24 protein-coding genes and 1 other RNA gene are annotated in these 24855 nt (G+C 64.4%); 6 read left to right on the top strand and 19 right to left on the bottom strand.

The genetic code is table 11. From position 1 onward, the window contains the following. Position 1 precedes the first annotated feature (1 nt). Positions 2 to 199 carry a hypothetical protein gene (locus ACODTW_RS10510; RefSeq protein ID WP_488945937.1) on the top strand — a complete coding sequence of 66 codons (198 nt, stop codon included), beginning with the start codon at positions 2 to 4 and terminating at the stop codon, positions 197 to 199. A gap of 3 nt (positions 200 to 202) precedes the next feature. On the opposite strand, the gene ACODTW_RS10505 is transcribed toward ACODTW_RS10510, so the two are convergent. From ACODTW_RS10505 to tpiA, 14 genes are all read right to left on the bottom strand, one after another. Further along, positions 203 to 1174: an endonuclease/exonuclease/phosphatase family protein gene (locus ACODTW_RS10505; protein WP_488945936.1), complete on the bottom strand. Its 972-nt coding sequence runs from the start codon at positions 1172 to 1174 to the stop codon at positions 203 to 205. A 111-nt stretch (positions 1175 to 1285) separates the two neighbouring features. Continuing rightward, positions 1286 to 2686 (bottom strand): dihydrolipoyl dehydrogenase, encoded by a 1401-nt coding sequence (lpdA, locus tag ACODTW_RS10500; protein WP_488945935.1) that lies wholly within the window; start codon positions 2684 to 2686, stop codon positions 1286 to 1288. 20 nt (positions 2687 to 2706) lie between these two features. After that, on the bottom strand, positions 2707 to 3192 hold the full coding sequence (locus ACODTW_RS10495; protein ID WP_488945934.1) for a GNAT family N-acetyltransferase: 486 nt from the start codon (positions 3190 to 3192) through the stop codon (positions 2707 to 2709). Continuing rightward, positions 3189 to 3668 carry a hypothetical protein gene (locus ACODTW_RS10490; protein ID WP_488945933.1) on the bottom strand — a complete coding sequence of 160 codons (480 nt, stop codon included), beginning with the start codon at positions 3666 to 3668 and terminating at the stop codon, positions 3189 to 3191. Before ACODTW_RS10490 ends, ACODTW_RS10495 begins: the two co-directional genes overlap by 4 nt. An 80-nt stretch (positions 3669 to 3748) precedes the next feature. Continuing rightward, positions 3749 to 5071: a pyruvate dehydrogenase complex dihydrolipoamide acetyltransferase gene (locus ACODTW_RS10485; RefSeq protein WP_488945932.1), complete on the bottom strand. Its 1323-nt coding sequence runs from the start codon at positions 5069 to 5071 to the stop codon at positions 3749 to 3751. Between the two features lie 19 nt (positions 5072 to 5090). Further along, on the bottom strand, positions 5091 to 6467 hold the full coding sequence (locus ACODTW_RS10480) for a pyruvate dehydrogenase complex E1 component subunit beta (protein WP_488945931.1): 1377 nt from the start codon (positions 6465 to 6467) through the stop codon (positions 5091 to 5093). 26 nt (positions 6468 to 6493) lie between these two features. Next, on the bottom strand, positions 6494 to 7510 hold the full coding sequence (pdhA, locus tag ACODTW_RS10475) for a pyruvate dehydrogenase (acetyl-transferring) E1 component subunit alpha (protein ID WP_488945930.1): 1017 nt from the start codon (positions 7508 to 7510) through the stop codon (positions 6494 to 6496). A gap of 166 nt (positions 7511 to 7676) precedes the next feature. Then, positions 7677 to 8048, bottom strand: coding sequence for an FtsB family cell division protein (locus ACODTW_RS10470; protein ID WP_488945929.1), 372 nt, complete (start codon positions 8046 to 8048; stop codon positions 7677 to 7679). Positions 8049 to 8225: 177 nt separating this feature from the next. Further along, a complete protein-coding gene (gene eno, locus ACODTW_RS10465) occupies positions 8226 to 9506 on the bottom strand; it encodes a phosphopyruvate hydratase (RefSeq protein WP_488945928.1) in 1281 nt (426 codons plus the stop codon). A 130-nt stretch (positions 9507 to 9636) separates the two neighbouring features. Beyond that, the gene (locus ACODTW_RS10460) at positions 9637 to 10257 is read right to left on the bottom strand and encodes a lysophospholipid acyltransferase family protein (RefSeq protein WP_488945927.1); all 621 of its coding nucleotides are present in this window, start codon (positions 10255 to 10257) and stop codon (positions 9637 to 9639) included. Between the two features lie 138 nt (positions 10258 to 10395). Continuing rightward, the gene (kdsA, locus tag ACODTW_RS10455; protein ID WP_488945926.1) at positions 10396 to 11232 is read right to left on the bottom strand and encodes a 3-deoxy-8-phosphooctulonate synthase; all 837 of its coding nucleotides are present in this window, start codon (positions 11230 to 11232) and stop codon (positions 10396 to 10398) included. Positions 11233 to 11333: 101 nt separating this feature from the next. Further along, complete coding sequence (gene pyrG / locus ACODTW_RS10450; RefSeq protein ID WP_488945924.1) at positions 11334 to 12962, bottom strand: CTP synthase; 1629 nt, start codon at positions 12960 to 12962, stop codon at positions 11334 to 11336. A 190-nt stretch (positions 12963 to 13152) separates the two neighbouring features. After that, positions 13153 to 13479 (bottom strand): preprotein translocase subunit SecG, encoded by a 327-nt coding sequence (secG, locus tag ACODTW_RS10445; RefSeq protein ID WP_488945923.1) that lies wholly within the window; start codon positions 13477 to 13479, stop codon positions 13153 to 13155. Positions 13480 to 13674: 195 nt separating this feature from the next. Beyond that, the gene (gene tpiA, locus ACODTW_RS10440; RefSeq protein WP_488945922.1) at positions 13675 to 14430 is read right to left on the bottom strand and encodes a triose-phosphate isomerase; all 756 of its coding nucleotides are present in this window, start codon (positions 14428 to 14430) and stop codon (positions 13675 to 13677) included. A 303-nt stretch (positions 14431 to 14733) separates the two neighbouring features. Between tpiA and ACODTW_RS10435 the strand changes: the two genes are divergently transcribed. The 4 genes from ACODTW_RS10435 to ACODTW_RS10420 all read left to right on the top strand — a co-directional run bounded on the left by ACODTW_RS10435 (position 14734) and on the right by ACODTW_RS10420 (position 20065). Further along, positions 14734 to 16626, top strand: coding sequence for a peptidylprolyl isomerase (locus tag ACODTW_RS10435; protein WP_488945921.1), 1893 nt, complete (start codon positions 14734 to 14736; stop codon positions 16624 to 16626). A 6-nt stretch (positions 16627 to 16632) separates the two neighbouring features. Beyond that, positions 16633 to 18147: an anthranilate synthase component I gene (gene trpE, locus ACODTW_RS10430; RefSeq protein ID WP_488945920.1), complete on the top strand. Its 1515-nt coding sequence runs from the start codon at positions 16633 to 16635 to the stop codon at positions 18145 to 18147. A gap of 4 nt (positions 18148 to 18151) precedes the next feature. Continuing rightward, positions 18152 to 19141, top strand: coding sequence for a formyltransferase family protein (locus ACODTW_RS10425; RefSeq protein ID WP_488945919.1), 990 nt, complete (start codon positions 18152 to 18154; stop codon positions 19139 to 19141). Between the two features lie 111 nt (positions 19142 to 19252). Next, positions 19253 to 20065, top strand: a complete 813-nt coding sequence (locus ACODTW_RS10420; protein ID WP_488945918.1) for a hypothetical protein — start codon at positions 19253 to 19255, stop codon at positions 20063 to 20065. Positions 20066 to 20104: 39 nt separating this feature from the next. Here the strand turns inward: ACODTW_RS10420 and ACODTW_RS10415 are convergent, their stop codons facing one another. The 5 genes from ACODTW_RS10415 to ACODTW_RS10395 form a co-directional block, all read right to left on the bottom strand. Next, a complete protein-coding gene (locus ACODTW_RS10415; protein ID WP_488945917.1) occupies positions 20105 to 20947 on the bottom strand; it encodes a TIGR00282 family metallophosphoesterase in 843 nt (280 codons plus the stop codon). Between the two features lie 18 nt (positions 20948 to 20965). Further along, positions 20966 to 21571, bottom strand: a complete 606-nt coding sequence (locus ACODTW_RS10410) for a 5-formyltetrahydrofolate cyclo-ligase (protein WP_488945916.1) — start codon at positions 21569 to 21571, stop codon at positions 20966 to 20968. Between the two features lie 98 nt (positions 21572 to 21669). Continuing rightward, positions 21670 to 21828: non-coding RNA, 6S RNA (ssrS, locus tag ACODTW_RS10405), on the bottom strand. Between the two features lie 13 nt (positions 21829 to 21841). Next, on the bottom strand, positions 21842 to 22207 hold the full coding sequence (locus ACODTW_RS10400; protein WP_488945915.1) for a cell division protein ZapA: 366 nt from the start codon (positions 22205 to 22207) through the stop codon (positions 21842 to 21844). Positions 22208 to 22210: 3 nt separating this feature from the next. Further along, on the bottom strand, positions 22211 to 22465 hold the full coding sequence (locus ACODTW_RS10395; RefSeq protein ID WP_488945914.1) for a hypothetical protein: 255 nt from the start codon (positions 22463 to 22465) through the stop codon (positions 22211 to 22213). Positions 22466 to 22808: 343 nt separating this feature from the next. Between ACODTW_RS10395 and tkt the strand changes: the two genes are divergently transcribed. Beyond that, entirely contained in the window at positions 22809 to 24797 is a 1989-nt protein-coding gene (gene tkt, locus ACODTW_RS10390) for a transketolase (RefSeq protein ID WP_488945913.1), read from the top strand. Positions 24798 to 24855: the final 58 nt, after the last annotated feature.

Genomic DNA, 24855 nt, shown 5'->3' with positions numbered 1-24855 from the left:
CATGCTTGCGTCAAAGGCGGGGTTGTTCTTTCTGGTGGCGGCCTTTGCCTGTCTGCCCGGCTGTGCGGTGGTGACCACGACGGCATCGGTTGTCGGCGCGGTGGTGGAAACCACGGCCGATGTCGCCACGACGGCGGTGAAGACAACCGCCGATATCGTCACCAGCCCCGTGCGCAGCGGCGACGGCGGCGGCCATTGAGCGTCATTCCGCCTTGGGCAGCAGCAGGGTGACGGCGACGGGCCGGTGATCCGATCCGATATCCCCTAATACATGTACGTCCCGCGCACCGACATCGGGCCCGGCCAGCACATGGTCGATGGGAACACCGATGGGGCGCACCCAGGTGGGCCAGGTGGGCCCCGTGTTGGACAGCCGCACCACGCCGCCATCGCGGATGATGGTCTGGATGGCCGTCGACCAGGGGGCGGCGTTGAAGTCGCCCGTCAGGATGACCGGCGACGGCAGTTCACACAGCTTGTCGGCCAGCCAGCGGGCTTGCCCGGCATGTTCGGCAACGCTGAACGGCTGGCTGAAATGGGCGACGACCAGCGTGAAAGGCCCGTCGGGCCGCAGAACCCGCACGGCCATGAAACTGGGAATATCCTCGGCATCGTGCCACTGGCTGGTGACGATCCCCAGGCGTCGCATCGGCCAGCGGGAGAAGACATTGCTGCCGCAATCGGCTTCGGCGCAGCCAGCCATATGGGGCAAGCGCTGCTGGAACGGTGCCATCCAGTCCGTGCCGTTGAAAGCGAAACGTTCAATGACCACCAGGATGTCGGCATTGCCGTCATCGACCTGCGCCACCAACCGCGTCAGGTCGTTATTCCTGACCCAGACATTGGCATGGATCAGCCGGACTTCCCCCCCCTGACCGGCCCCGGCCGGCATTGGGGCGGGAACCAGGGTCGGCGCGATCACGACGCCATTGATCAGGATGGACAGCGCCAGCGGTGCCAAGGCCGGCCAATTCCGTGCGCGGGCGGCCAGCAGCGCCAGGACCAGCGCTACGCCCAGAAGGCCGTAACGCAGATGGTCGGCCACGGTCCAGCCACCGGGGATCCATCGCATCAGCGTCAGCAGCAGGATCATCCCGCCCGCGCCGACCAGCGCGGTCCACCACGCCCAGGCCAGGACACCGCCGGCATTTTTCTGGATCGTTTCCTGGCTCAAGATGCGTCGTCGGGCCCGGTCAAGAATACAAGAAGGGCACGCCCGATCGGACGTGCCCCTCTATGTGCGCATGCGGGGGAAAAACCACAAGGTCCCCGATGGTGCGGCCGATCAGTAATGAATGGCCCGGCCATAGGCCGCCAGCACCGACTCATGCATCATTTCCGACAGAGTCGGATGCGGGAAGACGGTGTGCATGAACTCGGCTTCCGTCAGTTCCGCCGTCTTGCCGATCGTGTAACCCTGGATCAGCTCGGTCACTTCCGCACCGATCATGTGGGCGCCCAGCAACTCCCCGGTCCGGGCATCGAACACGGTCTTAACCAGACCCTCCGGCTCGCCCAGGGCAATGGCCTTGCCATTGCCAATGAAGGGGAAGCGGCCGACCTTCACCTCATACCCGGCGGCCTTGGCCTTGGCTTCCGTCAGGCCGACGCTGGCGACCTGCGGGAAGGAATAGGTGCAGCCGGGGATGTTGGTCTTGTCCATCATGTGAACATGCGGCAGGCCCGCGATCTTCTCCACGCAGATGATGCCTTCATGGCTGGCCTTGTGCGCCAGCCAGGGGGCACCGGCCACGTCGCCGATGGCATAGACGCCCGGCTCGTCGGTACGGCCATAGCCGTCATTGACGATGTGGCCGCGGTCCAGCTTGACCTTGGTGTTTTCCAGGCCCAGCCCCTCGGTGTTGGCAACGATACCGACCGCGGAGATGATGCGGTCAACGGTGACCGTCTCCACCTTGCCGCCCACATCGATATGGGCCGTCACGCTGTCGGCATGGCGGTCCAGCTTCACCACCTTGGCGCCGGTCTTGATCTTCAGGCCCTGCTTGGTGAAGGCCTTGGCGGCAAAGGCGCTGATTTCCTCGTCTTCCACCGGCAGGATGCGGTCCAGCACCTCGACCAGGGTCACGTCAACGCCCATGGCCTTGTAGAAGCAGGCGAATTCCACACCGATGGCGCCCGTGCCGATGACCAGCATCGATTTCGGCGTCGCCGTCGGCACCATGGCTTCCTTGTAGGTCCAGACCAGCTTGCCGTCCGGCTCCAGGCCCGGCAGCACGCGGGCGCGGGCGCCGGTGGCGATGATGATGTGCTTGGCCGTGGCGTCGGTCACCTTGCCATCCTTGGCGGTGACGGCGATCTTGCCGCCGCCCAGCAGCTTGGCGGAACCGTCCAGGACGGTGACCTTGTTCTTCTTCAACAGGCCCTTGACGCCCGCCGACAGCTGATTGGCCACGCCGCGCGAACGCTTGACGATGGCTTCCACATCCAACGTCACCTTGCCCTCGACCTTGATGCCATAGGCCTGGGAATGCTGGATGTAATGCGCGATCTCGGCGGAGCGCAGCAGCGCCTTGGTCGGGATGCAGCCCCAGTTCAGGCAGATGCCGCCCAGATGCTCGCGCTCCACCACGGCGGTCTTCAGGCCCAACTGGGCAGCGCGGATGGCGGCGACGTAACCGCCGGGGCCGGCGCCGATGACGATGAGGTCGAAATTCTCGGCCATGAGTGTCGCTTTCCTTCGTTTCAGGGCGCTTGGCCGGCCAGACGAAGCAAGGCCTCGCCCGTTACCCGCTGCACCGTCCATTCATCCATCGGCACGGCCCCGATCCCCTGATAGAAATCGATCGCCGGCTTGTTCCAATCCAGCACCCACCACTCCAGACGGCCCAGCCCCTCGGCCACGGCCCGTTGAGCCAGATGGCGAAATACCTTGCCACCCAGACCCTGCCCCCGGAATTCCGGAGCCACATACACATCCTCGATCCAGATGCCATGCCGGCCCAGGAAAGTGGAGAAATTGTAAAACCAAAGGGCAAAGCCAGCCGGGACCCCGCCTATTTCCATGATCAAGGCGAAGGCACGGGGATTGTCCCCGAACAGCGCCTTCTCGAAATCCGCCGCCGTGGCCACCACCTGATCAGCCAGCTTTTCGTATTCGGCCAGATCGCGGACGAAACGGAAGATGATGGGTAGATCAGCGAGGGTGGCGTCGCGCAGGGTTGCCGTCATTGCTTATCGCTATCCATTTTCCCTTGGCGGCAGATGTACCAGCCGGCATGGGCCAGCAGGATCCCTGTCATCAACAGGCAGATGAAGAACAAGTAACGGAAGGGAAAACCGGCCGCCTCCTTCATCTCGCCATGTATTGAGCCGAAAAGAAAGACTAAGCCTAGCAACGCGAAGAAGGCCAAACCCAGGGACAACAAAAAACCCTGCTCATCCATGATCGCGACATAAATTCGGAACGGCGTCAACCAGCCACCTTTCTTCCACGCGTCACGAACGGTGTTGAGAAAGAGGGGGACCAGCATGTCCATGATCATCCAAAGACAGAAATGGCCAACCCCGACAAACGCAACGGTCAATGGAAAATTCAGCTCCAGTTCTTTTGGGATCAGCGCCAGCCCCAATGAGCCGAGTACCAGAAACAGAAGACAAGCAAGTTGGGTACGGATGTACAGGAGGTAACCAACAACCGCCTTCATATCCCCGCCACCCCGATATCCTGAATTCCAGCGGCCGCAGGTCGGAACAAGACCCGCCCTGCGGCCATTGACGACTAGGCTTACAGCATCAGGGTGATCGGGTCTTCGATCAGGCCCTTCAGCAGCTTCAGGAACTCCGCACCCACAGCACCGTCCACCGAACGGTGATCGACAGTCAGCGTCAGGGACATGACGGTGGCAATCGCCAGCGCGTCGCCCTTGACCACCGGGCGCTTCTCACCCGCACCGACCGACAGGATGCAGCTCTGCGGCGGGTTGATGATGGAGGTGAAGCTCTTGATGCCGAACATGCCCAGGTTGGACACGCTGAACGTGCCGCCCTGGAACTCTTCCGGCTTCAGCTTGCCATCCTTGGCCTTCTTCGCCAGTTCCTTGACCTCGGCGGAGATGGTGGCCAAGCCCTTGCGGTCGGCATTCTTCACGATGGGGGTGATCAGCCCGCCATCGGTGGAGACGGCGACGGAGACGTCGACATTCTCATACTGAAGAATGCCATCCTCGTGCCAGGACACGTTGGCCGCCGGGTACTTGGCCAGCGCGATGGCCACCGCCTTCACCACGAAATCGTTGACGGAGATCTTCTCCCCCGACTTCTGGTTCAGTTCGGCGCGCAGCTTCAGCAGGTTGTCGATCTCACAATCGACGGCCAGACCAAAGTGCGGAATGGTCTGCCAAGCTTCGGTCAGGCGCTTGGCGATGGTCTTGCGCATGCCACTGTTGGGCAGAACCTTGTATTTCATGCCCAGCTTGTCGGCCAAAGCCTTGGCGTCCACACCCTTCGGCGCGGCAGCCGCAGCGACCGGCGCCGGGGCAGCCACCGGGGCGGCAGCGACCGGAGCGGCAGCAGCAACCGGAGCCGCAGCAGCCTTGGGCGCCCCACCCTTCAGTGCCGCTTCGACATCGGCCTTGACCACGCGCCCATGCGGACCGGAGCCGGCCACGCCTGTCAGGTCCAGACCGCTCTGCGCCGCCATGCGGCGGGCCAGCGGGCTGGCGAACACACGGTCACCATGGGCGACAGCGGCGGGAGCCGCAGCCGGGGCGGCCGGGGCAGCAGCAGCCACCGGAGCAGCAGCAGCCGGAGCAGCGGCCGGAGTCGGAGCGGCTTTTGGCGCAGCGGACAGGGCCGACGCATCCTCGCCTTCCTCCAGGATGACGGCGATGCGGGTATTCACCGCCACGCCCTCGGTCCCTTCGGCGACCAGGATCTTGCCCAGCGTGCCTTCGTCCACGGCCTCCACTTCCATGGTGGCCTTGTCGGTTTCGATCTCGGCCAGCACATCGCCGGACTTGATCTTGTCGCCTTCCTTCTTCACCCAGCGCGCCAGCTTGCCTTCCGTCATGGTCGGCGACAGCGCGGGCATCAGGATATCAACGGGCATCTTAAAGCCTCCCTCTGCCTTACTTGCGGTAGGTGACGGACTTGACGGCGGCCACGACATCGTCGGGCTGCGGCAGCGCCAGCTTTTCCAGGTTGGCCGCGTAGGGTAGCGGCACATCCTTGGCGCAGACGCGGACGACGGGCGCGTCCAGATAGTCGAAGGCGTGCTCCATCATGGTCGCGGCCAGTTCGGCGCCGATACCGGCGAAGGGCCAGCTTTCCTCGACGGAGACCAGACGGTTGGTCTTCTTCACGCTCTCCACGATCGTGTCCACATCCAGCGGACGGATGGAGCGCAGGTTGATGACCTCCGCACTGATCCCTTCGGCCGCCAGCTTTTCGGCAGCGGCCAGGGCATGGCCGACGCAGATGGAATAGGCGACGATGGTCACATCGGTGCCGGCACGCTCCACCTTCGCCTTGCCGATGGGCAGGATGAAGTCGGGATCGGTCGGCACCTCGAAGCTGTGCCCGTACATGATCTCGTTCTCAAGGAACACGACCGGGTTCGGGTCACGGATGGCGGCGCGCAGCAGACCCTTGGCGTCAGCGGCGCTGTAGGGCGCCAGGACCTTCAGACCCGGAACGTGGGCGTACCAGGAGGCATAGCACTGGCTGTGCTGTGCACCCACGCGGGCGGCGGCACCGTTGGGGCCGCGGAACACGATGGGGCAACCCATCTGACCGCCGGACATGTACAGCGTCTTGGCGGCCGAGTTGATGATGTGGTCGATGGCCTGCATCGAGAAGTTCATGGTCATGAACTCAACGATCGGCTTCAGGCCGCCGAAAGCCGCGCCCACGGCCAGACCGGCGAAGCCATGTTCGGTGATCGGCGTGTCGATGACGCGCTTGGCACCGAATTCCTGCAACAGACCCTGGGAGATCTTGTAGGCGCCCTGGTATTCGGCGACCTCTTCACCCATCAGGTACACCGTCTCGTCACGGCGCATTTCCGAGGCCATGGCATCGCGCAGCGCCTCACGGACCGTCATGGTCTGCGTGGAGCTGTACCACTTATCCTCGTCCGATGCCGCAGGCGTCGCCTTCGGTGCCGGAGCGGGGGCGGCCGGGACAGCAGCCACCGGAGCGGGGGCCGGTGCGGCGGCGGAAGCAATGGCGGGTGCCGGCGCCGGGGCAGCGCTGGCATCCTCGCCCTCGGCGGCAATGGTGGCGATGGGGGTATTCACAGCCACATTCTCGGTGCCTTCGGCAACCAGAAGGGCGGTGACCGTACCTTCATCGACGGCTTCCACTTCCATGGTCGCCTTGTCGGTCTCGATCTCGGCCAGGACGTCACCGCTCTTCACGGTGTCGCCGACCTTTTTTAGCCATTTGGCCAGCTTGCCTTCCGTCATGGTCGGCGACAGGGCCGGCATCAGAACCGTTACGGGCATGTCTCTAATCCTCCGCTGCGGCCGGTTCAGGCTTCGACCAGAACGTCCGTCCACAGTTCGGACGGATCGGGTTCGGGGCTGGTGGTGGCGAATTCGGCCGCGTCGGTGACGATATCCTTCACCTCGCGGTCGATCACCTTCAGGGCTTCCTCATCGGTGATGCCCTGGTCCAGCAGCAGCTTCTTCAGATTGTCGATCGGATCGCTTTCCGACCGCATCTTGTTCACTTCTTCCTTGGTCCGGTACTTGGCCGGATCGGACATGGAGTGACCGCGATAACGGTAGGTCTTCATTTCCAGGATGACGGGGCCATTGCCGGCGCGGATATGGGCCACGGCCTTGTCGGCGGCGGCCTTCACTTCCAGCACGTCCATGCCGTTCACCTGATAGCCCGGAATGCCGTAGGCGCTGCCGCGCTCGAACAACTCGCCGGCCGAGGCGCGGGCCTGGGCGGTGCCCATGGCATACTTGTTGTTTTCGATGATGAACAGGGTCGGCAGCTTCCAGAGTGCTGCCATGTTGAACGTCTCGTAAACCTGACCCTGGTTGATGGCGCCGTCACCCATGTAGCAGGCGTTCAGGCCACCATCATTCAGGTACTTGTGGGCAAAGCCCAGGCCGGCGCCGATCGGCACCTGCGCCGCGACGATGCCATGGCCGCCGTAGAACTTCTTCTCACGGCTGAACATGTGCATGGAACCGCCCTTGCCCTTGGAATAACCGCCGGCACGGCCCGTCAGTTCAGCCATGACGCCACGGCTTTCCATGCCGCAGGCCAGCATATGGCCATGGTCACGGTAGGAGGTGATGACGCTGTCGCCTTCACGCATTGCGGCCTGGATACCGACAACGACGGCTTCCTGGCCGATATAGAGGTGGCAGAAACCACCGATCAGGCCCATGCCGTACAGCTGGCCCGCCTTCTCTTCAAAGCGGCGGATCAACAGCATATCGCGGTAGTAGCGGATAAGCTCGTCCTTGCTGGGCAAGGCCGGGGCCGCTTGGGCCTCGGTACGGGTGGTGCGGCGCTTGGTGACTGCCACGGGCTCCTCCCAGGGATGCGGGGTGCAACTGGTCATCGCATTGCGATGCGATACAGAGGTACCGTCACATGCGGCCGATGGCAAGGAGTGTGCAGTGCAAAAGATTGTTTTACTTGAGAAAATCGGCATTAACCCAATTCAGGCTAATCGTCGCCTTTTCAGTAACTTACCGACCCTGCTCGGGGACGCCCTGCGTTGACTGCGTGGCAGAGCGTCGCGGAAAGAGGATTACCAAATCGTCAGGGTGCGACTGGTTCAGCACCGCACGGGCGCGCTCCTCCAGCAGATCGGGATCCAGGTTGTCGGGACGCAGCAGGCTGGCGCGACGCTCCATCTCATCCCGCTCGGCCTTCACCTGGTCAAGGGTTGACTGGGCGCGGGCCACTTCGCTTTGCAGGTGCGTCAGGGCGACCAGACCGCGATCACCATGCACCGTGTGGTAGGCGAAGTAGGCGACCACGGAAACGCCGATCACCGGCCCGACAATCTGTCGGATGGTGCGACCAAGAGCGGAGCGAAGGGTGCGGATCATCGTCATGGCCGCGATGGAATCACAGCCCGAGTCGACCGGTCAATGAGAAAGGTGGAAACGCGTCAAAAAATCACGCTAAATCAGCCGGGTACGTCCGAAAGAGTTAAAGGAACCGCCTGGTCGCCAATGAAAAAGGGGCGGCCCCGAAAGACCGCCCCTTCCCATGTTCTGCCGGCCGGCCGATCAGCCGCGCTTCAGCGCCGCGCGGCCGGGATAGACGGCAGCGCCGCCCAGGCCTTCCTCGATGCGGATCAGCTGGTTGTACTTGGCGATCCGGTCAGAACGCGACAGGGAGCCGGTCTTGATCTGACCGCAATTGGTGGCGACGGCCAGGTCGGCGATGGTGCTGTCCTCGGTCTCGCCCGAACGGTGCGACAGAACGGCGGTGTAGCCCGCGTTCTGGGCGATGCGGACGGCTTCCAGCGTCTCCGTCAGGGTGCCGATCTGGTTGACCTTCACCAGGATGGAATTGCCCACGCCCTTCTTGATGCCGTCGGTCAGGCGGATGGGGTTGGTGACGAACAGATCATCGCCGACCAGCTGCACCTTGCCGCCGATGGTATCGGTCAGCAGCTTCCAGCCCTCCCAATCATCCTCGGCCATGCCGTCCTCGATCGACACGATCGGGTACTTCGACACCAGATCGGCCCAGTAGGCGACCATTTCGGCCGGGGTCAGGCTCTTGCCCTCGCCTTCCAACTCGTACTTGCCGTTCTTGAAGAACTCAGTGGAGGCGGCGTCCAGCGCCAGCAGTACATTCTCGCCAGCCTTGTAGCCGGCGTCGGCAATGGCGGCGACAATGAAGTCCAGGGCATCGGTGGCCGACGACAGGTTGGGGGCGAAACCGCCCTCGTCGCCTACGGCGGTGTTGTGGCCAGCGGCCTTCAGCTTCTTCTTCAGGGCGTGGAAAATTTCCGCACCCACGCGGATACCCTCGGCCACCGTCTCGGCGCCCACGGGCATGATCATGAATTCCTGAATGTCGATCGGGTTGTCGGCATGGGCGCCGCCATTGATGATGTTCATCATCGGCACGGGCAGGATGCGGGCATTGGCGCCACCGATATAGCGGTAGAGCGGCAGGTCCAGTTCCTCGGCCGACGCCTTGGCCACGGCCATGGACACGCCCAGAATGGCGTTGGCACCCAGGCGGCCCTTGTTGGGCGTGCCGTCCAGCTCGATCATGGCCTGGTCGATGCCGACCTGATCGGTGCTTTCCAGACCGGACAGGGTGTCGAAGATCTCGCCATTGACGGCCTCGACGGCCTTCAGCACGCCCTTGCCCAGATAACGGGACTTGTCACCATCGCGCAGCTCGACGGCCTCATGCGCGCCGGTGGAGGCACCCGACGGAACGGCGGCGCGGCCAAGGGCGCCGGATTCCAGCCGGACCTCGACCTCGACGGTCGGGTTGCCGCGGCTGTCCAGGATTTCGCGCGCATGAATGTCGATGATGGCGGACATGGGCCTTTATCTCCTCGCAAGGGCTCGCGTGACCCCGCGTTGTGGGGGTGTGACACGGATTGAAGGGGATAACCCCGACGCCGCGTGCGGACAAGGGACAGTTCGACGACCCGGCCGCCGTGTGGTCCCGTCAGGTCTTTGGCTTCTGAAACGGAATGGCATCCGGCAGTGTCCGCCGTGCGCCCTTCACGCCCGCATAAAAGGCGGAAAGCAGGGCGAAATCGGCTTCCATATTGTCCGTCGGTGTGACCGGAGCGCCGATACGAACCGTGCGCGTGGCATAATCCAGCGCGACAGGTATGATCGGAACGCCGGCCTGTCGCGCAATATGCCAAAAGCCGGTCTTCCAGTTTGACCCGGGTTTCGGCATTCGGGTGCCCTCGGGCGCGATGCCGATGACCATCTCGTCATTGTCCTGGATGGCCGCCACGCATTCCCCGACCACCCCATTCGGCGCGGACCGGTTCACGGGCAGCACGTCGCACCAGCGCATGATCGGCGCCATCGGCCCCCAGAACAGGGTATGCTTGCCCAGGATGTGAATGCGCACATCGATCGCCAGGATCGTCGCCATGGCCACGATGAAATCATGGTTGGAGCTATGTGGCGCCCCAATGGTGACGAACTTGGGCAGGTCCGGATAGCTGCCCGCCACCCGCCAACCCAGAAGCTTCAGCGCGAACCCGCCAATGGCGCGCGACACAGGCCCGCCGCGCCGCGGGGCGCGCGACTTACCTTCCAGCATTGACATGGATTGCGTCCTTCCTGGCTTTTATGCGGGCCGGCACACCCGTTGGTTATATGTCGATGGTGATGCATGCCGCACCCAAAGTCAAAGCGGACCCGCCCTGTCCGACCGCCCCCATATCACCGCCGATGCCGAATCTTGTCAGATAGAGACCGGGCTCGCCTTGGCGATACGGTCCAGGGCCAGCAAGGTGGTCAGCACGCCTTCCATCTGGTCCAGCGGCACCATGTTCGGCCCGTCGCTGGGCGCACTGTCGGGATTCTCGTGCGTTTCCATGAACACGGCCGCCACACCGATGGCGATGGCGGCGCGGGCCAGGACGGGCACGAATTCACGCTGGCCGCCGCTGCTGGTCCCCTGCCCGCCCGGCTGCTGCACGGAATGGGTGGCGTCATAGACGACGGGATATCCCGTCTGCGCCATGATCGGCAGGGAGCGCATGTCGCTGACCAGCGTATTGTAGCCGAAGCTGGCCCCGCGTTCGCACAGCAGGATATTGTGATTGCCGGTGGACGCGATCTTGGCGGCGACATTTTTCATGTCCCACGGCGCTAGGAACTGCCCCTTCTTCACATTGATGGGCTTGCCCGTTTCCCCCGCCGCCAGCAGCAGGTCCGTCTGCCGGCAGAGGAAGGCGGGGATCTGCAACACATCCACCACTTCCGCCACGGGCGCGCATTGTTCGGCCGTATGGATATCGGTCAGGACAGGGCAGCCGAATTTTTCCCGGATGTCCGCCAGAATGGGCAGCGACTGGTCCATGCCCAGGCCCCGCTGGGCGCTGACCGACGTGCGGTTGGCCTTGTCGAAGCTGGTCTTGTAGATCAGGCCGATACCCAGCTTGCGTGTCAGTTCCGACAGCGCGCCCGCCATCATGAAGGCATGGTCGCGGCTTTCCAGCTGGCAGGGCCCGGCGATCAGGGTGAAGGGCCGGTCATTGGCGATCGACAGCGGGCCGACATTGACGGTGCGGGTCATGGTTGCTGCTCCTTTGCGCGGCCATATGGGGCTGGGGTCGCTGAAAATAAAGAAGGCCGGGGAAGGTTGTCACCCGCCCCGGCCTTTCACGTCCTGTCCGATCAGACCAGCCGGCTCTGCGCGATGGCGGCAGAGATGAAGCTGGTGAACAAGGGATGCGGATCAAACGGCTTGGACTTCAGTTCCGGATGGAACTGCACGCCCACGAACCAGGGATGTTCGGGCAGTTCCACGATCTCCGGCAGCACGCCATCGGGCGACAGGCCGGAGAATTTCAGGCCCACCTGCTCCAGCTTGTCCTTGTAGTTGATGTTCACTTCATAGCGGTGACGGTGACGTTCGATAATGTCATCGCCGCCATAGATGTCATGGACGCGCGTGCCCGGCAGCAGGTGGCACTTGTAGCTGCCCAGGCGCATGGTGCCGCCCAGATCGCCGCCTTCCTGGCGCTGGACCAGCTGGTTGCCCTGCACCCATTCCGTCATCAGGCCGACCACAGCCGGATCGGGCTTGCCGAACTCGGTCGACCCGGCATGGGTCAGGCCGGCCAGGTGGCGCGCACTTTCGATCACGGCCATCTGCATGCCGAAGCAGATGCCGAAATAGGGGATCTTGTGCTCACGCGCGAACTGCACCGCGCGGATCTTGCCTTCCGTACCGCGCTCGCCAAAGCCGCCGGGCACCAGGATGCCATGGACGCCGGCCAGACGCTCGATAGCCTCGCCCGTCTCGAAGATCTCGGCGTCGATCCAGTCCAGCTTGACCTTCACATTGTTGGCGATGCCGCCATGGGTCAGCGCCTCGCCCAGCGACTTGTAGGCGTCCAGAAGGCTGGTGTACTTGCCCACCACGGCGATGGTGACAGTGCCTTCCGGGTTGCGCACGCGGCGCACGATCTCTTCCCAGCGGGACAGATTGGGGGCCTTGTCATGGGCCATGCCGAAATATTTCAGCACCTCGGTGTCGAAGCCCTGCTCGTGATAGGAGATCGGCACCTGATAGATGGTGTCGACGTCCAGGGCGGCGATCACGCATTCCTTCTTGATGTTGCAGAACTGCGCGATCTTGCGGCGCTCATTCTCCGGAATGTCACGGTCGGCGCGGCACAGCAGCATCTGCGGCTGGATGCCGACGGACAGCAGTTCCTTCACCGAATGCTGGGTCGGCTTGGTCTTCAGCTCACCCGCGGCCGGGATATAGGGCACCAGGGTGACGTGGCAGAACAGGACGTTCTCCGGCCCCTGGTCATTGCCGAACTGGCGGATGGCCTCCAGGAAGGGCAGCGATTCGATGTCGCCGACAGTGCCGCCCACTTCGCACAGCACGAAATCCTCGCCATCCAGATCGGCGGCGATGAAATCCTTGATGGCGTCGGTGATGTGCGGAATCACCTGCACCGTGGCGCCCAGATAATCGCCACGGCGTTCCTTGGCCAGAACGTTGGAATAGATGCGGCCCGTGGTGATGTTGTCTGACTTCGTCGCATGAACGCCGGTAAAGCGCTCATAATGGCCCAGATCCAGGTCGGTTTCGGCACCGTCGTCGGTGACGAACACCTCACCATGCTGGTACGGGCTCATCGTGCCGGGATCGACATTCAGATAGGGGTCCAGCTTGCGCAGGCGGACCTTGTAGCCGCGCGCCTGCAGCAGCGCACCCAGTGCGGCGGAAGCCAGACCCTTGCCCAGGGACGAAACCACACCGCCGGTGATGAAGATGAAGCGCGTCATGGAACCCTAACCTTCGCCAAACATGCCAACAGGTTGGGCCCTTCCGGCCCATCCTTGGATTTAACATCGGGGCACGGATGCCCATTCCACCATAAACACGCCCTAACGGAAAGAGGCGGCATGTCTGCCGCCTCTTGCCTATCCACCGGGCCTACGCCCGGAGGGCGTCTTGAACAACGCCTGAAGGGCGTTACTGACCGACGGGGACCGTCGGCTTGGCCGGCTCGGCGGGCGCCACCGGGGCTTCGCTGCCAGGGGCCGGCAGCTTGTCGAACAGGCTCTTGTCGCTCTTGCCCGTGCCGGCCATGATGGCCAGGATCAGGCTCGTGCAGAAGAACAGGGCCGCCAGAATGGCGGTCGTGCGCGTCAGCAGGTTGGCGCTGCCACGGGCGGTCATGAAACCACCCATGGTGCCGCCACCGACGCCAAGGCCGCCACCTTCGGACTTCTGCACCAGGACCACGCCGATCAAGGCCAGCGTGATCAACAGATGCACGACCAGGACTACCTCTTGCATCCCAACATCCCTGCTTTTGTCGAACTGGCGATCCGGAACCGGGGGCCCGCACCGCCGCAGAACAGCAAATGGCGCAACAAACGCCCAAACGCAAGCCCGACCGCTCTCCCGCCTTGGGAAAGCGGCCGGTGCCGCGTGTCATTGAACTGTCGCGCTTCTTAACCGGTCCCGCGGCGACATGCCAGAGCGAAGTGCTTAGGGGCAGGCTTGCGCGATTGCCCAGAAGTCGTCGGCCTTCAGGCTGGCACCCCCGACCAGGGCCCCGTCGACATCCGCCACAGCAAGGATTTCGGCGGCATTCGACGGCTTCACCGAACCGCCATAAAGGATGCGGACGCCATCCGGATCGGCGACCAGGCCGGTCAGGCAGGCCCGGATCATGGCATGCATGGCTGCAATGTCGGCGATGGTCGGGGTCCGGCCCGTGCCGATGGCCCAGACCGGTTCATAGGCAACGACCAGATTGGCGGCCGTGGCACCGGCGGGAATCGAGCCGGCCAACTGCTCGGCCACGACAGCCTCGGCCTGACCGGCATCACGCTGTGCTTCCGTCTCGCCCACGCAGACGATGGCCGTCAGGCCGGCGCGCAGGGCGGCACCGGCCTTGCCGCGCACCTGGGCGCTGGTTTCGGCATGGTTGGTACGGCGTTCGGAATGGCCGACGATGACATGGCTGGCGCCCAGATCGGCCAGCATTTCCGCTGCAATGTCGCCCGTATGGGCACCTTGCGGATCGGCATGGCAATCCTGCCCGCCCACGAAGACGGCGCTGCCGGCCACCCCGTCGGCCACGGGGCCGACAATGGTTGCGGGCGGACAGAGAAGCAGGTCGAATCGCGGATCAGCCTTGGCGCCGACAAGCGAGGCCAGCGATGTCGCCAGCGCAAGCCCATCGGCCCGCCGGCAATGCATTTTCCAATTGCCGGCGATCAGATAACGACGAACGGTCATTTCAATCCTCTATTCTTCTTGTCTGGCCTGGTCCGCCGGGTTTGCCCCGGTCCGCCGGCCTTTTTTGACCATTCCATTATGCGTGTATGACGGTCTGGATGAAATGGCGACGGACGTCGTAGCCCCCGCCCGCACGCGCATGGGCAACGCCCGCCCCCCGGGCTTGCCCCGCCCGGATCGGTTCCCTATGATGCCGCGCTTTCCGGCTTGTGACGTTTTGGCGTCCGGCCGGGTCGTGACCCGGCCGGTGCCCGCGCGATAAGCGGCGGACCCTGTGCCACAAGATGGATAACAGCGTTTCCCATGCTCCAGATCATCCGCAGCACCGCAGGCTCCTGGGTCGTCAAGATCCTGTTCGTCGTCCTGATCATCAGCTTCGCCATCTGGGGCATCGGCGATCTGACCAAGGGCACCCAGTCGGGTGTAGCCCAGGTCGGTGACCGCACCATCACCCCCCAGGAATTCGACAAGGCCTACCGGACCGAATTCAACCGCATGAAGCAGATGGTGGGGCCGGAATTCACCGAGGCGCAGGCCCGCCAGTTCGGCCTGCGCGACCGCGCCCTGGAACAGCTGATCCAGAAGACGCTGCTGGCGATGGCCGCCGATGATCTGGGTCTGCGCGTGGCCGATGCCACCGTCGCTGCCGAGATTGCCAAGGTCCCGGCCTTCAAGTCCGGCCTGGGCGTGTTCGACGTCAACCTGATGCGCGCCCTGTTGCAGCAGAACGGGTTGAATGAGCAGGGCTTCGTGGAGGACGTGCGCGGCGACATGGCCCGCAGCGATCTGGTCGGCGCCATCACCGTCGGTGCCAAGGCACCCAAGACCCTGGCCGAAGCGCTCTACCGCTACCGGTTCGAAGCACGGACCTTTGAGGCGGTGACCATCCCCAACAATGCCATGCCGGAGGCGCCGTCGCCCGATCAGGCGACGCTGGAAGCCTTCCACAAGGAAAAGGCCGTCCGCTACACGGCCCCGGAATACCGCACGGTCAATGTCGCCCTGCTGGAAGCCGGCGCCCTGGTCAAGGATGTGCAGATCAGCGACGAAGACCTGCACGACTATTACAACGGCCACAGCGCCGACTATATCACCCCGGAAAAGCGCAGCCTGACCCAGGCCGTGTTCGCCGACAAGGCGGCGGCTGAAAAGGCCCTGGCCGCGGTCACCTCGGGCAAGAAGATGGCGGATGTGGCCAAGGCCGCCGGCGTGGACGCCGTGTCGCTGGACGATGTGCAGAAGTCCGAGCTGCCGACCGAACTGGCCGACCCCGCCTTCACGGCCGAGGTGAACAAGCCCATCGGTCCCGTTGAAAGCGCCTTCGGCTTCCATGTCGCCATCATCACCGCGGTAAAGACCGGTGGTGAACGTACCTTCGACCAGGTGAAGGATGAGATGGCGGTCAAGGTCCGGCACGAGAAGGCCGTGGAGAAGCTGTTCGAGGTATCGACCAAGCTGGAGGATTCGCTGGCCGGCGGCACCCCGATGGCGGAAGCCGCGGAGGCCGTGGGTGCCCGCATCGTGAAGCTGGAGAAGTTCGACAATCGTGGCACCGACACGGCCGGCAGGGCTGTCGGCGAGGGTCTGCCGGCGCTGGACAAGATCCTGGCGTCCGCCTTCACCCTGAATGCCGGCCAGACCGGCAGTGTGGAGGAAGCGGGCAGCGACGCCTTCTTCGCTGTGCAGGTGGAAGCCATCGACCCGCCGGCGGTGAAGCCGCTGGACCAGATCAAGTCCGTCGTGCTGGGCGACTGGCAGGCCGAGCAGAAGCAGTTGGCCGCCAAGAAGCTGGCCGACGAGGTGGCGGCCAAGATGAAGGCCGGCGCGTCCGCCAAGGACGCCGCCGCCGGTATCAAGGGCGCCCTGGCCCAGTCCGTCGATCCGATCATGCGCAGCGGTGCACCCAGCGCCATCATCCCCGCCGCCGCCGTGCAGACGCTGTTCGGGGCCGAAATCGGTGCCGTCACTACTGCGGAGAAGCCGACGGGCCAGGTGGTGGCCAAGCTGACCAGCGTGATCCCGGCCGATCCGACCCTGGCCCCGGCCTCAGCCCAGCTCAGCCAGTTGGGCGGCAGCACGCAGCAGGCCATGCAGGACGAACTGGTCCTGCAGTACCTTGCCGCGCTGCGCGCCCATTACGGCGTGACCATCAACCAGACCCTGATCAACCAGCTTTACCGCACCACGCAGGAGTAAATTCCCGTGCGCACCTTCCCGGATGATGCCAGCTTTGCCCGCACCTATGAGACCGGGGCGGCGCAGGTGCTGTGGACCCGGCTGGTCAGCGACCTGGACACGCCCGTTTCCGCCATGCTGAAGCTGGTGCGCGGGCGTCCCAACGCTTTCCTGCTGGAATCGGTGACCGGCGGATCGGTGCGCGGGCGTTACTCCCTGATCGGGCTGAAGCCGGACCTGATCTGGCGTTGTCGCGGCACGGCGTCGGAAATCAACCGCAACGCCGCCACCGACGCTCATAGCTTCACCCCGTGCGAGGGCGACCCGCTGAAGGTGCTGGCGGCCTTGCTGGAGGAGTCCCGCATCGACCTGCCGGCGGAACTGCCCCCCATGTCGGCCGGCCTGTTCGGCTATCTGGGCTATGACATGGTCCGGTTGATGGAGAAGCTGCCCGACAGCAATGCCAACGACCTGGACGTTGATGACAGCATCATGATCCGGCCGACGGTCATGGCGATTTTCGACGGGATCGAAAATGTCGTGACGGTAGTGACACCCATCCGTCCCCGTCCGGACGTCACGGCCGATCAGGCGCTGGCCGCCGCCAAGGCGCTGCTGGCGGAAACCGTGGCCGATCTGGAAGGCCCCGTACCGGCCGGCCATGAAACCACGCTGGACGTGACGGCCCTGCCCGAACCCACCTCCAACACGGCGCGGCAGGAATATTACGGCATTGTGGAGAAGGCGAAGGAATATATCCGCGCCGGCGACATCTTCCAGGTCGTGCCAAGCCAGCGTTTTTCCGTCCCCTTCACCCTGCCGCCCTTCGCGCTGTACCGCGCGCTGCGCCGCCTGAACCCCTCGCCCTTCCTGTTCTTCCTGGATTTCGGCGGCCTGTCCGTTGTGGGCTCCAGCCCGGAAATCCTGGTCCGCCTGCGTGACGACACCGTCACCATCCGCCCCATCGCCGGCACCCGCCGGCGTGGCAAGGACGCGGCGGAAGATAAGGCACTGGCCGCCGACCTGCTGTCCGATCCCAAGGAACTGGCCGAGCATCTGATGTTGCTGGACCTGGGCCGAAACGATGTCGGCCGTGTGTCCAAGACGGGCACGGTGACGGTGACGGAGAAGTACACGATCGAATATTACTCCCACGTCATGCACATCGTCTCCAACGTCGAAGGCAAGCTGGACCCGAAATTCACACCGATTGAGGCGCTGGTGGCGGGCTTTCCCGCCGGCACCGTCAGCGGCGCACCCAAGGTCCGGGCCATGGAGATCATCGACGAGCTGGAAAAGACCCGTCGTGGCATCTATGGCGGCTGCATCGGCTATTTCGCGGCCAACGGCACCATGGATACCTGCATCGCCCTGCGCACGGCCGTGCTGAAGGACGGCATCATGCATGTGCAGGCCGGAGGTGGCGTCGTGGCCGACAGTGACCCGGAAGGCGAGTATCAGGAGTCGGTGAACAAGGCCAAGGCCCTGTTCAAGGCGGCGGAGGAAGCGGTCCGCTTCGCCCAGGAACACCGGGCGGGTTGATCCCATGCCGCCGGGCCCCGCCGCCGCCCTGCCCGCCCGCCTGACGGTCATCCCCGACCGGCTGGTCCTGGCGACGGCGGCGGGCCTGATCCCGGCCCTGGCGCCCCTGTTGCCGGGGGCCGTGCCCGTCACGGATCTGGACGGACTGCGTAGCGCCCTGGAAGACGCAGGCGACCGGCCTGTCCGCCTTGTCGCCATCGGTTTTGGCCGGATCGTACCGGCCGCCCTGCTGGACCGGTGCAGCGCAGGGGCCGTCAATTTCCATCCCGCCACGCCGGACTATCCCGGTTCGGCCGCCAACCATCTGGCCCTGTATGAAGGGGCGGCACGGTTCGGCGTGACCGCGCATATCATGACGGCGGCCCTTGATGCCGGGCCCATCCTGGCAGTCGCCGATTTTCCCATCCCTCCTGGCATCGGCCATCGCACCCTGGACGAAATGACCTGGCCCACCCTGCTGGCATTTGTCGGCCGACTGGCCCCTTGTCTGCTGGGTCAGTCTGCCTGGCCCTTGCCCCCGCCCTTCGTCTGGCGGACGTCCGCGCGGCGACGCCGCGACGTGCTGTCACTGGCCCGGGTCACGCCAGATATGGATGAAGTGGAGCGCCAACGGCGCTGGCGCGCCTTTCACGAGGGGCCGGACAGCATCCTGACCATCGAACAGCCGGGACAGACCATGCCTTACCAACCCGGGGGGCGTATACGGGGCTGGGTCGATGGGATCGTTGGTGATTCCATCCACGGCTGGGCCTGCGGCCCAGATGGGGAAGCCGTCACCGTGCGGGTGGAGGTGGATGGCAGCCCTTTCCGCGATCTGCGCGCCGGTTCCCATCGCGGCGACGTGGCCGCCGCCGGCCATGGGGATGGGCGCTGCGGCTTCGTCCTGCCCCTGGCGGATCTGCCGGCCAGCGCAACGCGCGTCGACTTCCTGTTGCCTTGCGACGAATGGCGCCGGATCGGGGGGGGCCCGGTCATGGTCGCGTCAGGCTGCTGAAGCCGAACGCCGCTTCAGCCCTATCCTTTTGCAGGATGGTTTATGCGATGTGGTTACCCCACCCATCGGCTAGCTTTTTTTAACGCCTCCCCCCAAAAAAGACGGCCGATAGTGCGACGCCGACAACTGCTCTCCTTGTTCCTGGCCTGGTTCTGCTGGTTTGGCACCGTCCATGCTGAGACCATCGTGCTGCGTGTGCCGGAAGTGCCGGACAGCAACCATGCCTTCTTTCACGAACTGCTGAGAGAAGCGTTCGGCGCTGCCGGACAACCTATTGATATTAAAGGAATTATAGGGCCGGGCAAGGAACGGTTCAAAATGATGCTGCGCAACGGCGAACTGGATGTCATGTGGCTGGTCCGTGGACCGGCGCGTGACAGGCTGTTCGTACCGGTGGATTTCCCGCTGACGGGTGGTTTGATCGGGCAACGGGTCCTGATGATCCGGCCCGGTGACCAGAGCCGGTTTGATCAGGTGAAGAACCTGGATGATTTCCAGCGGCTGGGCCTGCGGGCAGGCATGGGTAAGGACTGGGTCGATATCGACATCTGGAAACAGAACGGCCTGCCGGTGACGGAAGCCGCACCCGATTGGCGACGCCTGTTCAAGATGCTGGGCGCCGGCAATCGCGACATTGACTATGTGCCCCGTGGGGCGCTGGAAATCATAGGCGACACGCGCACAAATCCGGGTCTGGCCATAGAACAGCATCTGCTGCTGCGGTACGAGCGGGACAGTATCTTCTACCTGACGCCAGCGGCAGCACATCTGGCCCCGACGCTAAAATTGGGGTTGGAACGGCTGCGCGCCAACGGCACCTATGAACGCCTGCTTGAAAAATACCATGGGCAGCTTCTGCGCGAACTGAACCTGCCCCGCCGGCTGGTGCTGGACCTGCGCGACATCGACGAAACCATCAACTGACGTCTGGCACTGCTTCCGGCCTACGGAATTACGCGCGGATCAGGCCGCCGGCAGGCTCTGGCCCAATCGGCCGCCCACACGCACCGGTTCCGCCCGCTTGGCCAGGCCCGTGCGGTCATCCGTCTCTACAAACAGGCCGCAGACGGTGACGGTGGCGTCGTTCTCTCCGGGGGAATAGCGTTCGCCCGGCGTCTTGCGCAGCATCTTGTGAATGGCCGCTTCCTTCTTCATGCCGATGACCGTGTCATAGTCACCGCACATGCCGGCGTCCGTCTGGTATGCCGTGCCGCCGTTCAGGATCTGCAGATCGGCCGTGGGCACATGGCAATGGGTACCGACAACCAGGCTGACCCGGCCATCCAGCACATGGCCCATGATCATCTTCTCGCTGCTGGCCTCGGCATGCATGTCCATGATGATGGCATCCACGCCGGCCGGTCCCATGCGGGGGCCACCCAGGCGGTGGATGTTCAGCAGCTTTTCCACCGGCGGGAATGGATCGTCCAGCGGGTCCATGAAGACGCGGCCCATGGCGTTGATCACCATCACCTTATGCCGCCCGTTTTTGGTCGGCAGGATGGTGAAGCCGCGGCCGGGCGTGCCCTCGGGATAATTGATGGGCCGGACCAGTTGCGGCATGCGGCCGATCTGGCCCAGCAGTTCCTTCTGGTCCCAGGCATGGTTGCCCAGGGTGACGCAATCGATACCGGCCGCGAACAGTTCCTGGGCAATTTTTTCGGTGATGCCGAAACCGCCGGCCGCATTTTCGCCATTCACGGTGATGAAGTCTGGCTTCAGCTTGGCCTTCAGGTCCGGCAGATGGCGCAGAACCCCTTCGCGCCCGCTCCGCCCGACAATGTCTCCCAGAAACAGCAACCGCATTCATTTTCCCCGATGGTGTCAGCCGATGCGCCGGACACCCTGTTCCGTCACGATCCAGTCAAGCCGTTGATCGTAGGCGTCGATGGGCAGGCTTTCCACCCTTTGCCCCGCATAGCCGATGCCCACGGCCTGCGTCGGCGCCTCCGCCCGCAGCACTTCCAGCGTGCGATCATAGAAGCCACCACCATAGCCCAGCCGATACCCCCGGTCATCAAAGGCCAAGAGCGGCACCAGCACGATATCTGGCTGGACCAGCGGCGCCTCGTCCATCGGCTCCATCACCCGGAAGGCCCCCGGTACCAGCGGATGGCCCGGCCGCCACAGCCGGAAGATCAGGGGCCAGGCCCGCCCCGCGACCACGGGCAGCGCTGTGGCATGACCGGCCGCCGCGACCGCGGTCAATGCTGGCAGCACGTCCGCCTCGTCACCCTTGGCCCAATATCCCGCAATGGTCAGCCCTTCCCGCCCCCCGGCCAGATCGGGCAACAGCGACATAAGGCGGGTGGCAATGGCCTCGCCGGCCCCTGGCCCCTGTTCGACATGACATTGCGCCCGCACAGCGCGCGCGCTTACGCGGGCCGCCTGTTTGGCCTGCGCGATGGTATCGGCATCCAGATCGGACATCGGTCAACCGGCGGATCGGTGGGAAACGGATACCGTCGATCCGGTCCGACCCACGACAGGCGGCACCCGGCAAATGACGGAACGTGGGATAAAAGCGGAAGATGGCCGCCTTGGCCGTTGGTGTATGCTATCCCTCGTGACCTGCACAGGCAGGTGGGAGCCATATGCCGACACCACGGCGCCGGTAGGGACAGCCCCCTCGAGGAATGATTATCGGCCCCGGGGATAAAGCGACCTGACGCACCAGGCAGCCAACTTCCTGCCACTAACTTAGGCGCGTTCGAGGCGCGCTGCAATGTCTTCGATGCGCTTTGCCAATGTATCGACGGCGGCGGCCACCTTGGTTTCATCCGCCGGGGCCGCCACGGGGGTCGGCGGCGGGGCATGGTGGATGACCGGGGCCGGCACATGGCCGGCGCGCAAGGCCTTGGCCTCGGCCCGCGATTCCATCAGTTCGTCGGCCAGCACGATGCAGGTGGCGATCAGATTCTGCACCTCGTGCCCGCCGCCGCCACCGGTCAGTTCCTGCATGCGGGCATCGACATAGGCCGCCAGTTCCAACAGGCGCTTTTCCTGTCCGTCCTCGCAATTCAGCGAATGGCTACGGCCGTTCAGGGTGAAATCGACGCGACGCATTTATCAACCTTCCTCAAGAACGCCTTGCAGGCGTGAAATCGCCGCGTCCAGACGGACCTTCATGACGCGGGCCTGTTCCTGTGCCTGCCGTTCGGCGTGGCGGGCAGCGGCCAGTTCCGCCTCCAGCCGCAGCTTTTCCGCCAGCCAGCCGTGGGTCGTCGCCCCGGCATCGATCCGATCCAGCCGCCGGGTCAGCGCACGGTCCAGCAGGCTGATGGCCGTATCCAGGCGCTCCAGTGCGGCAGTCAGGCTGTCCAAGGCAGGCTCACTTCGGGCAGGTGGAATGGACCATCGGCGCCGTTGGCGGCACAGACGACAGACCTTAGGGTCCCCCCTCCCCTTACGTCAACATTCGCACCGCAAAAATCGCGCGGGATTCCGTACAGGTCCGGCCCCACGGCACCGGGGGACCGCCATGCGGGCCTGTCGCTTGACCCTCCCGGCGGATTTGGCCAATTTGCGGCCACCATTCTGGGGGGTATCGGCCGTCGGACCGGGGCGGCGGGTACTGTCCATCCGTTTGCAGTCACGGTACAGCACGTCACGAGCAATGTCCGGCCACCAGCCAAGGCCGGCACCCCGCATGAAAGGCCACCGCGCAATGTCGTCCGATCTGACCGCCGGCGTCTCCCACGCCGATCTCGCCAACGCCATCCGCGCCCTGTCCATGGACGCGGTGGAAGCCGCCAAGTCCGGGCACCCCGGCATGCCCATGGGCATGGCCGACGTCGCGACGGTCCTGTTCACGCAGTTTCTGAAGTTTGATCCCAAGCGCCCGGACTGGGCCGACCGCGACCGGTTCATCCTGTCGGCCGGCCATGGCTCCATGCTGCAATACAGCCTGATGTACCTGACAGGGTATGAGGACATCACGCTGGACGAGATCAAGCGGTTCCGCCAGATGGGCGCCAAGACCGCCGGCCATCCCGAATATGGCATGGCACGCGGGATCGAGATGACGACCGGCCCGCTGGGCCAGGGTATCTCGACCGCCGTCGGCTTCGCCATGGCCGAGCGCATCCTGAATGCCCGTTTCGGTGATGATCTGGTCGATCACACCACGTACGTCATCGCCGGCGACGGCGATCTGCAGGAAGGCATCAGCCACGAAGCCTCCTCGCTGGCCGGCCATCTGGGCCTGTCCAAGCTGATCGTGCTGTGGGACGACAACCGCATCAGCATCGACGGATCGACCGACCTGTCCTTCACCGAGGATGTGAAGGCCCGCTACACCGCCTATAACTGGGACGTGTCGGCCGTTGACGGTCATGACCCCGTGGCCGTCGCCAAGGCTATCGCCGCTGCCAAGCTGACCGACAAGCCGTCGCTGATCGCCTGCCGCACCACCATCGGCTATGGCGCCCCGACCAAGGCCAATACGTCCGGCAGCCATGGCAGCCCGCTGGGTGCGGCCGAGATCGAGGGTGCCCGCAAGGCGCTCAACTGGCCCTACCCGGCTTTCGAGATCCCGGAAGCCATCCTGAACGCCTGGCGCGCATATGGCGACCGCGGCCACCCGACGGTCGATGCCTGGGTGAAGCGTCTGGCCCGCTCTGAAAACCGTCTGGCCTTCAAGGCCGCCATCGCCGGTGACCTGCCGGCCGAGGCGCGTGCAGCATTGCATGCCCACAAGAAGGCCGTGTCGGAGACGAAGCCGAAGATCGCCACCCGCCAGTCGTCGGGCAACACGCTGGACGTCATCGTGCCGCTGGTGCCGGAAATGATGGGCGGTTCGGCCGACCTGACCGGGTCCAACAATACCCGTGTCAAGACCCTGTCCAAGGCCGTGCAGAAGAACAGCTGGGATGGCCGCTACGTCCATTACGGTGTGCGTGAGCATGCCATGGCCGCCATCATGAACGGCATGGCCTTGCATGGTGGCGTCATCCCCTATTCCGGCACCTTCCTGGCCTTCTCCGACTACAGCCGCCCGGCCATCCGCCTGGGCGCGCTGATGAAGCAGCGGGTCATCCATGTCATGACCCATGACAGCATCGGTCTGGGCGAGGATGGTCCGACGCACCAGCCCGTGGAACATATCCCGGCGCTGCGCTGTATCCCCAACCTGCTGGTCCTGCGCCCCGGCGACGCCGTGGAAGCGGCCGAGGCCTGGGAAATTGCGCTGGATGCCAAGACCCGTCCGTCCGTCCTGGCCTTGACCCGTCAGAATCTGGCGACGATGCGTGTGGAGCACACGGACGAGAACCTGTCCGCCAAGGGCGCCTATGTCCTGCGCGAAGCCTCGGGCCCCCGCAAGGTGACCCTGCTGGCCACGGGGTCGGAGGTGGAGATCGCCTTCAATGCCCGCGAAAAGCTGGAGGCCGAGGGCATCCCGACGGCGCTGGTGTCCATGCCGTCCTGGGAACTGTTCGCCGAACAGCCCGAAGCCTATCAGAAGGAAGTGCTGGGCGATGGTCTGCGCATCGGCGTGGAAGCCATGGTCCGCTTCGGCTGGGACCGCTGGATCGGTGAGAAGGGCGTGTTCATCGGCATGCCCGGCTTCGGCGAAAGCGCACCTTACCAGGAACTGTATGCGCATTTCGGCATCACCGCCGACGCCATCGTGAAGGCGGCGAAGGAACGGCTGTAAGCCGTTTCCACCGGCTGGATCAGTTGTGACGCGAACGGCGCCAGGGCAACCCGGCGCC

This window comes from Niveispirillum sp. FG148 (assembly GCF_057809655.1).
The sequence above is the reverse complement of the archived record's forward strand: the minus strand, read 5'-3'. Positions and strand labels throughout refer to the sequence as shown.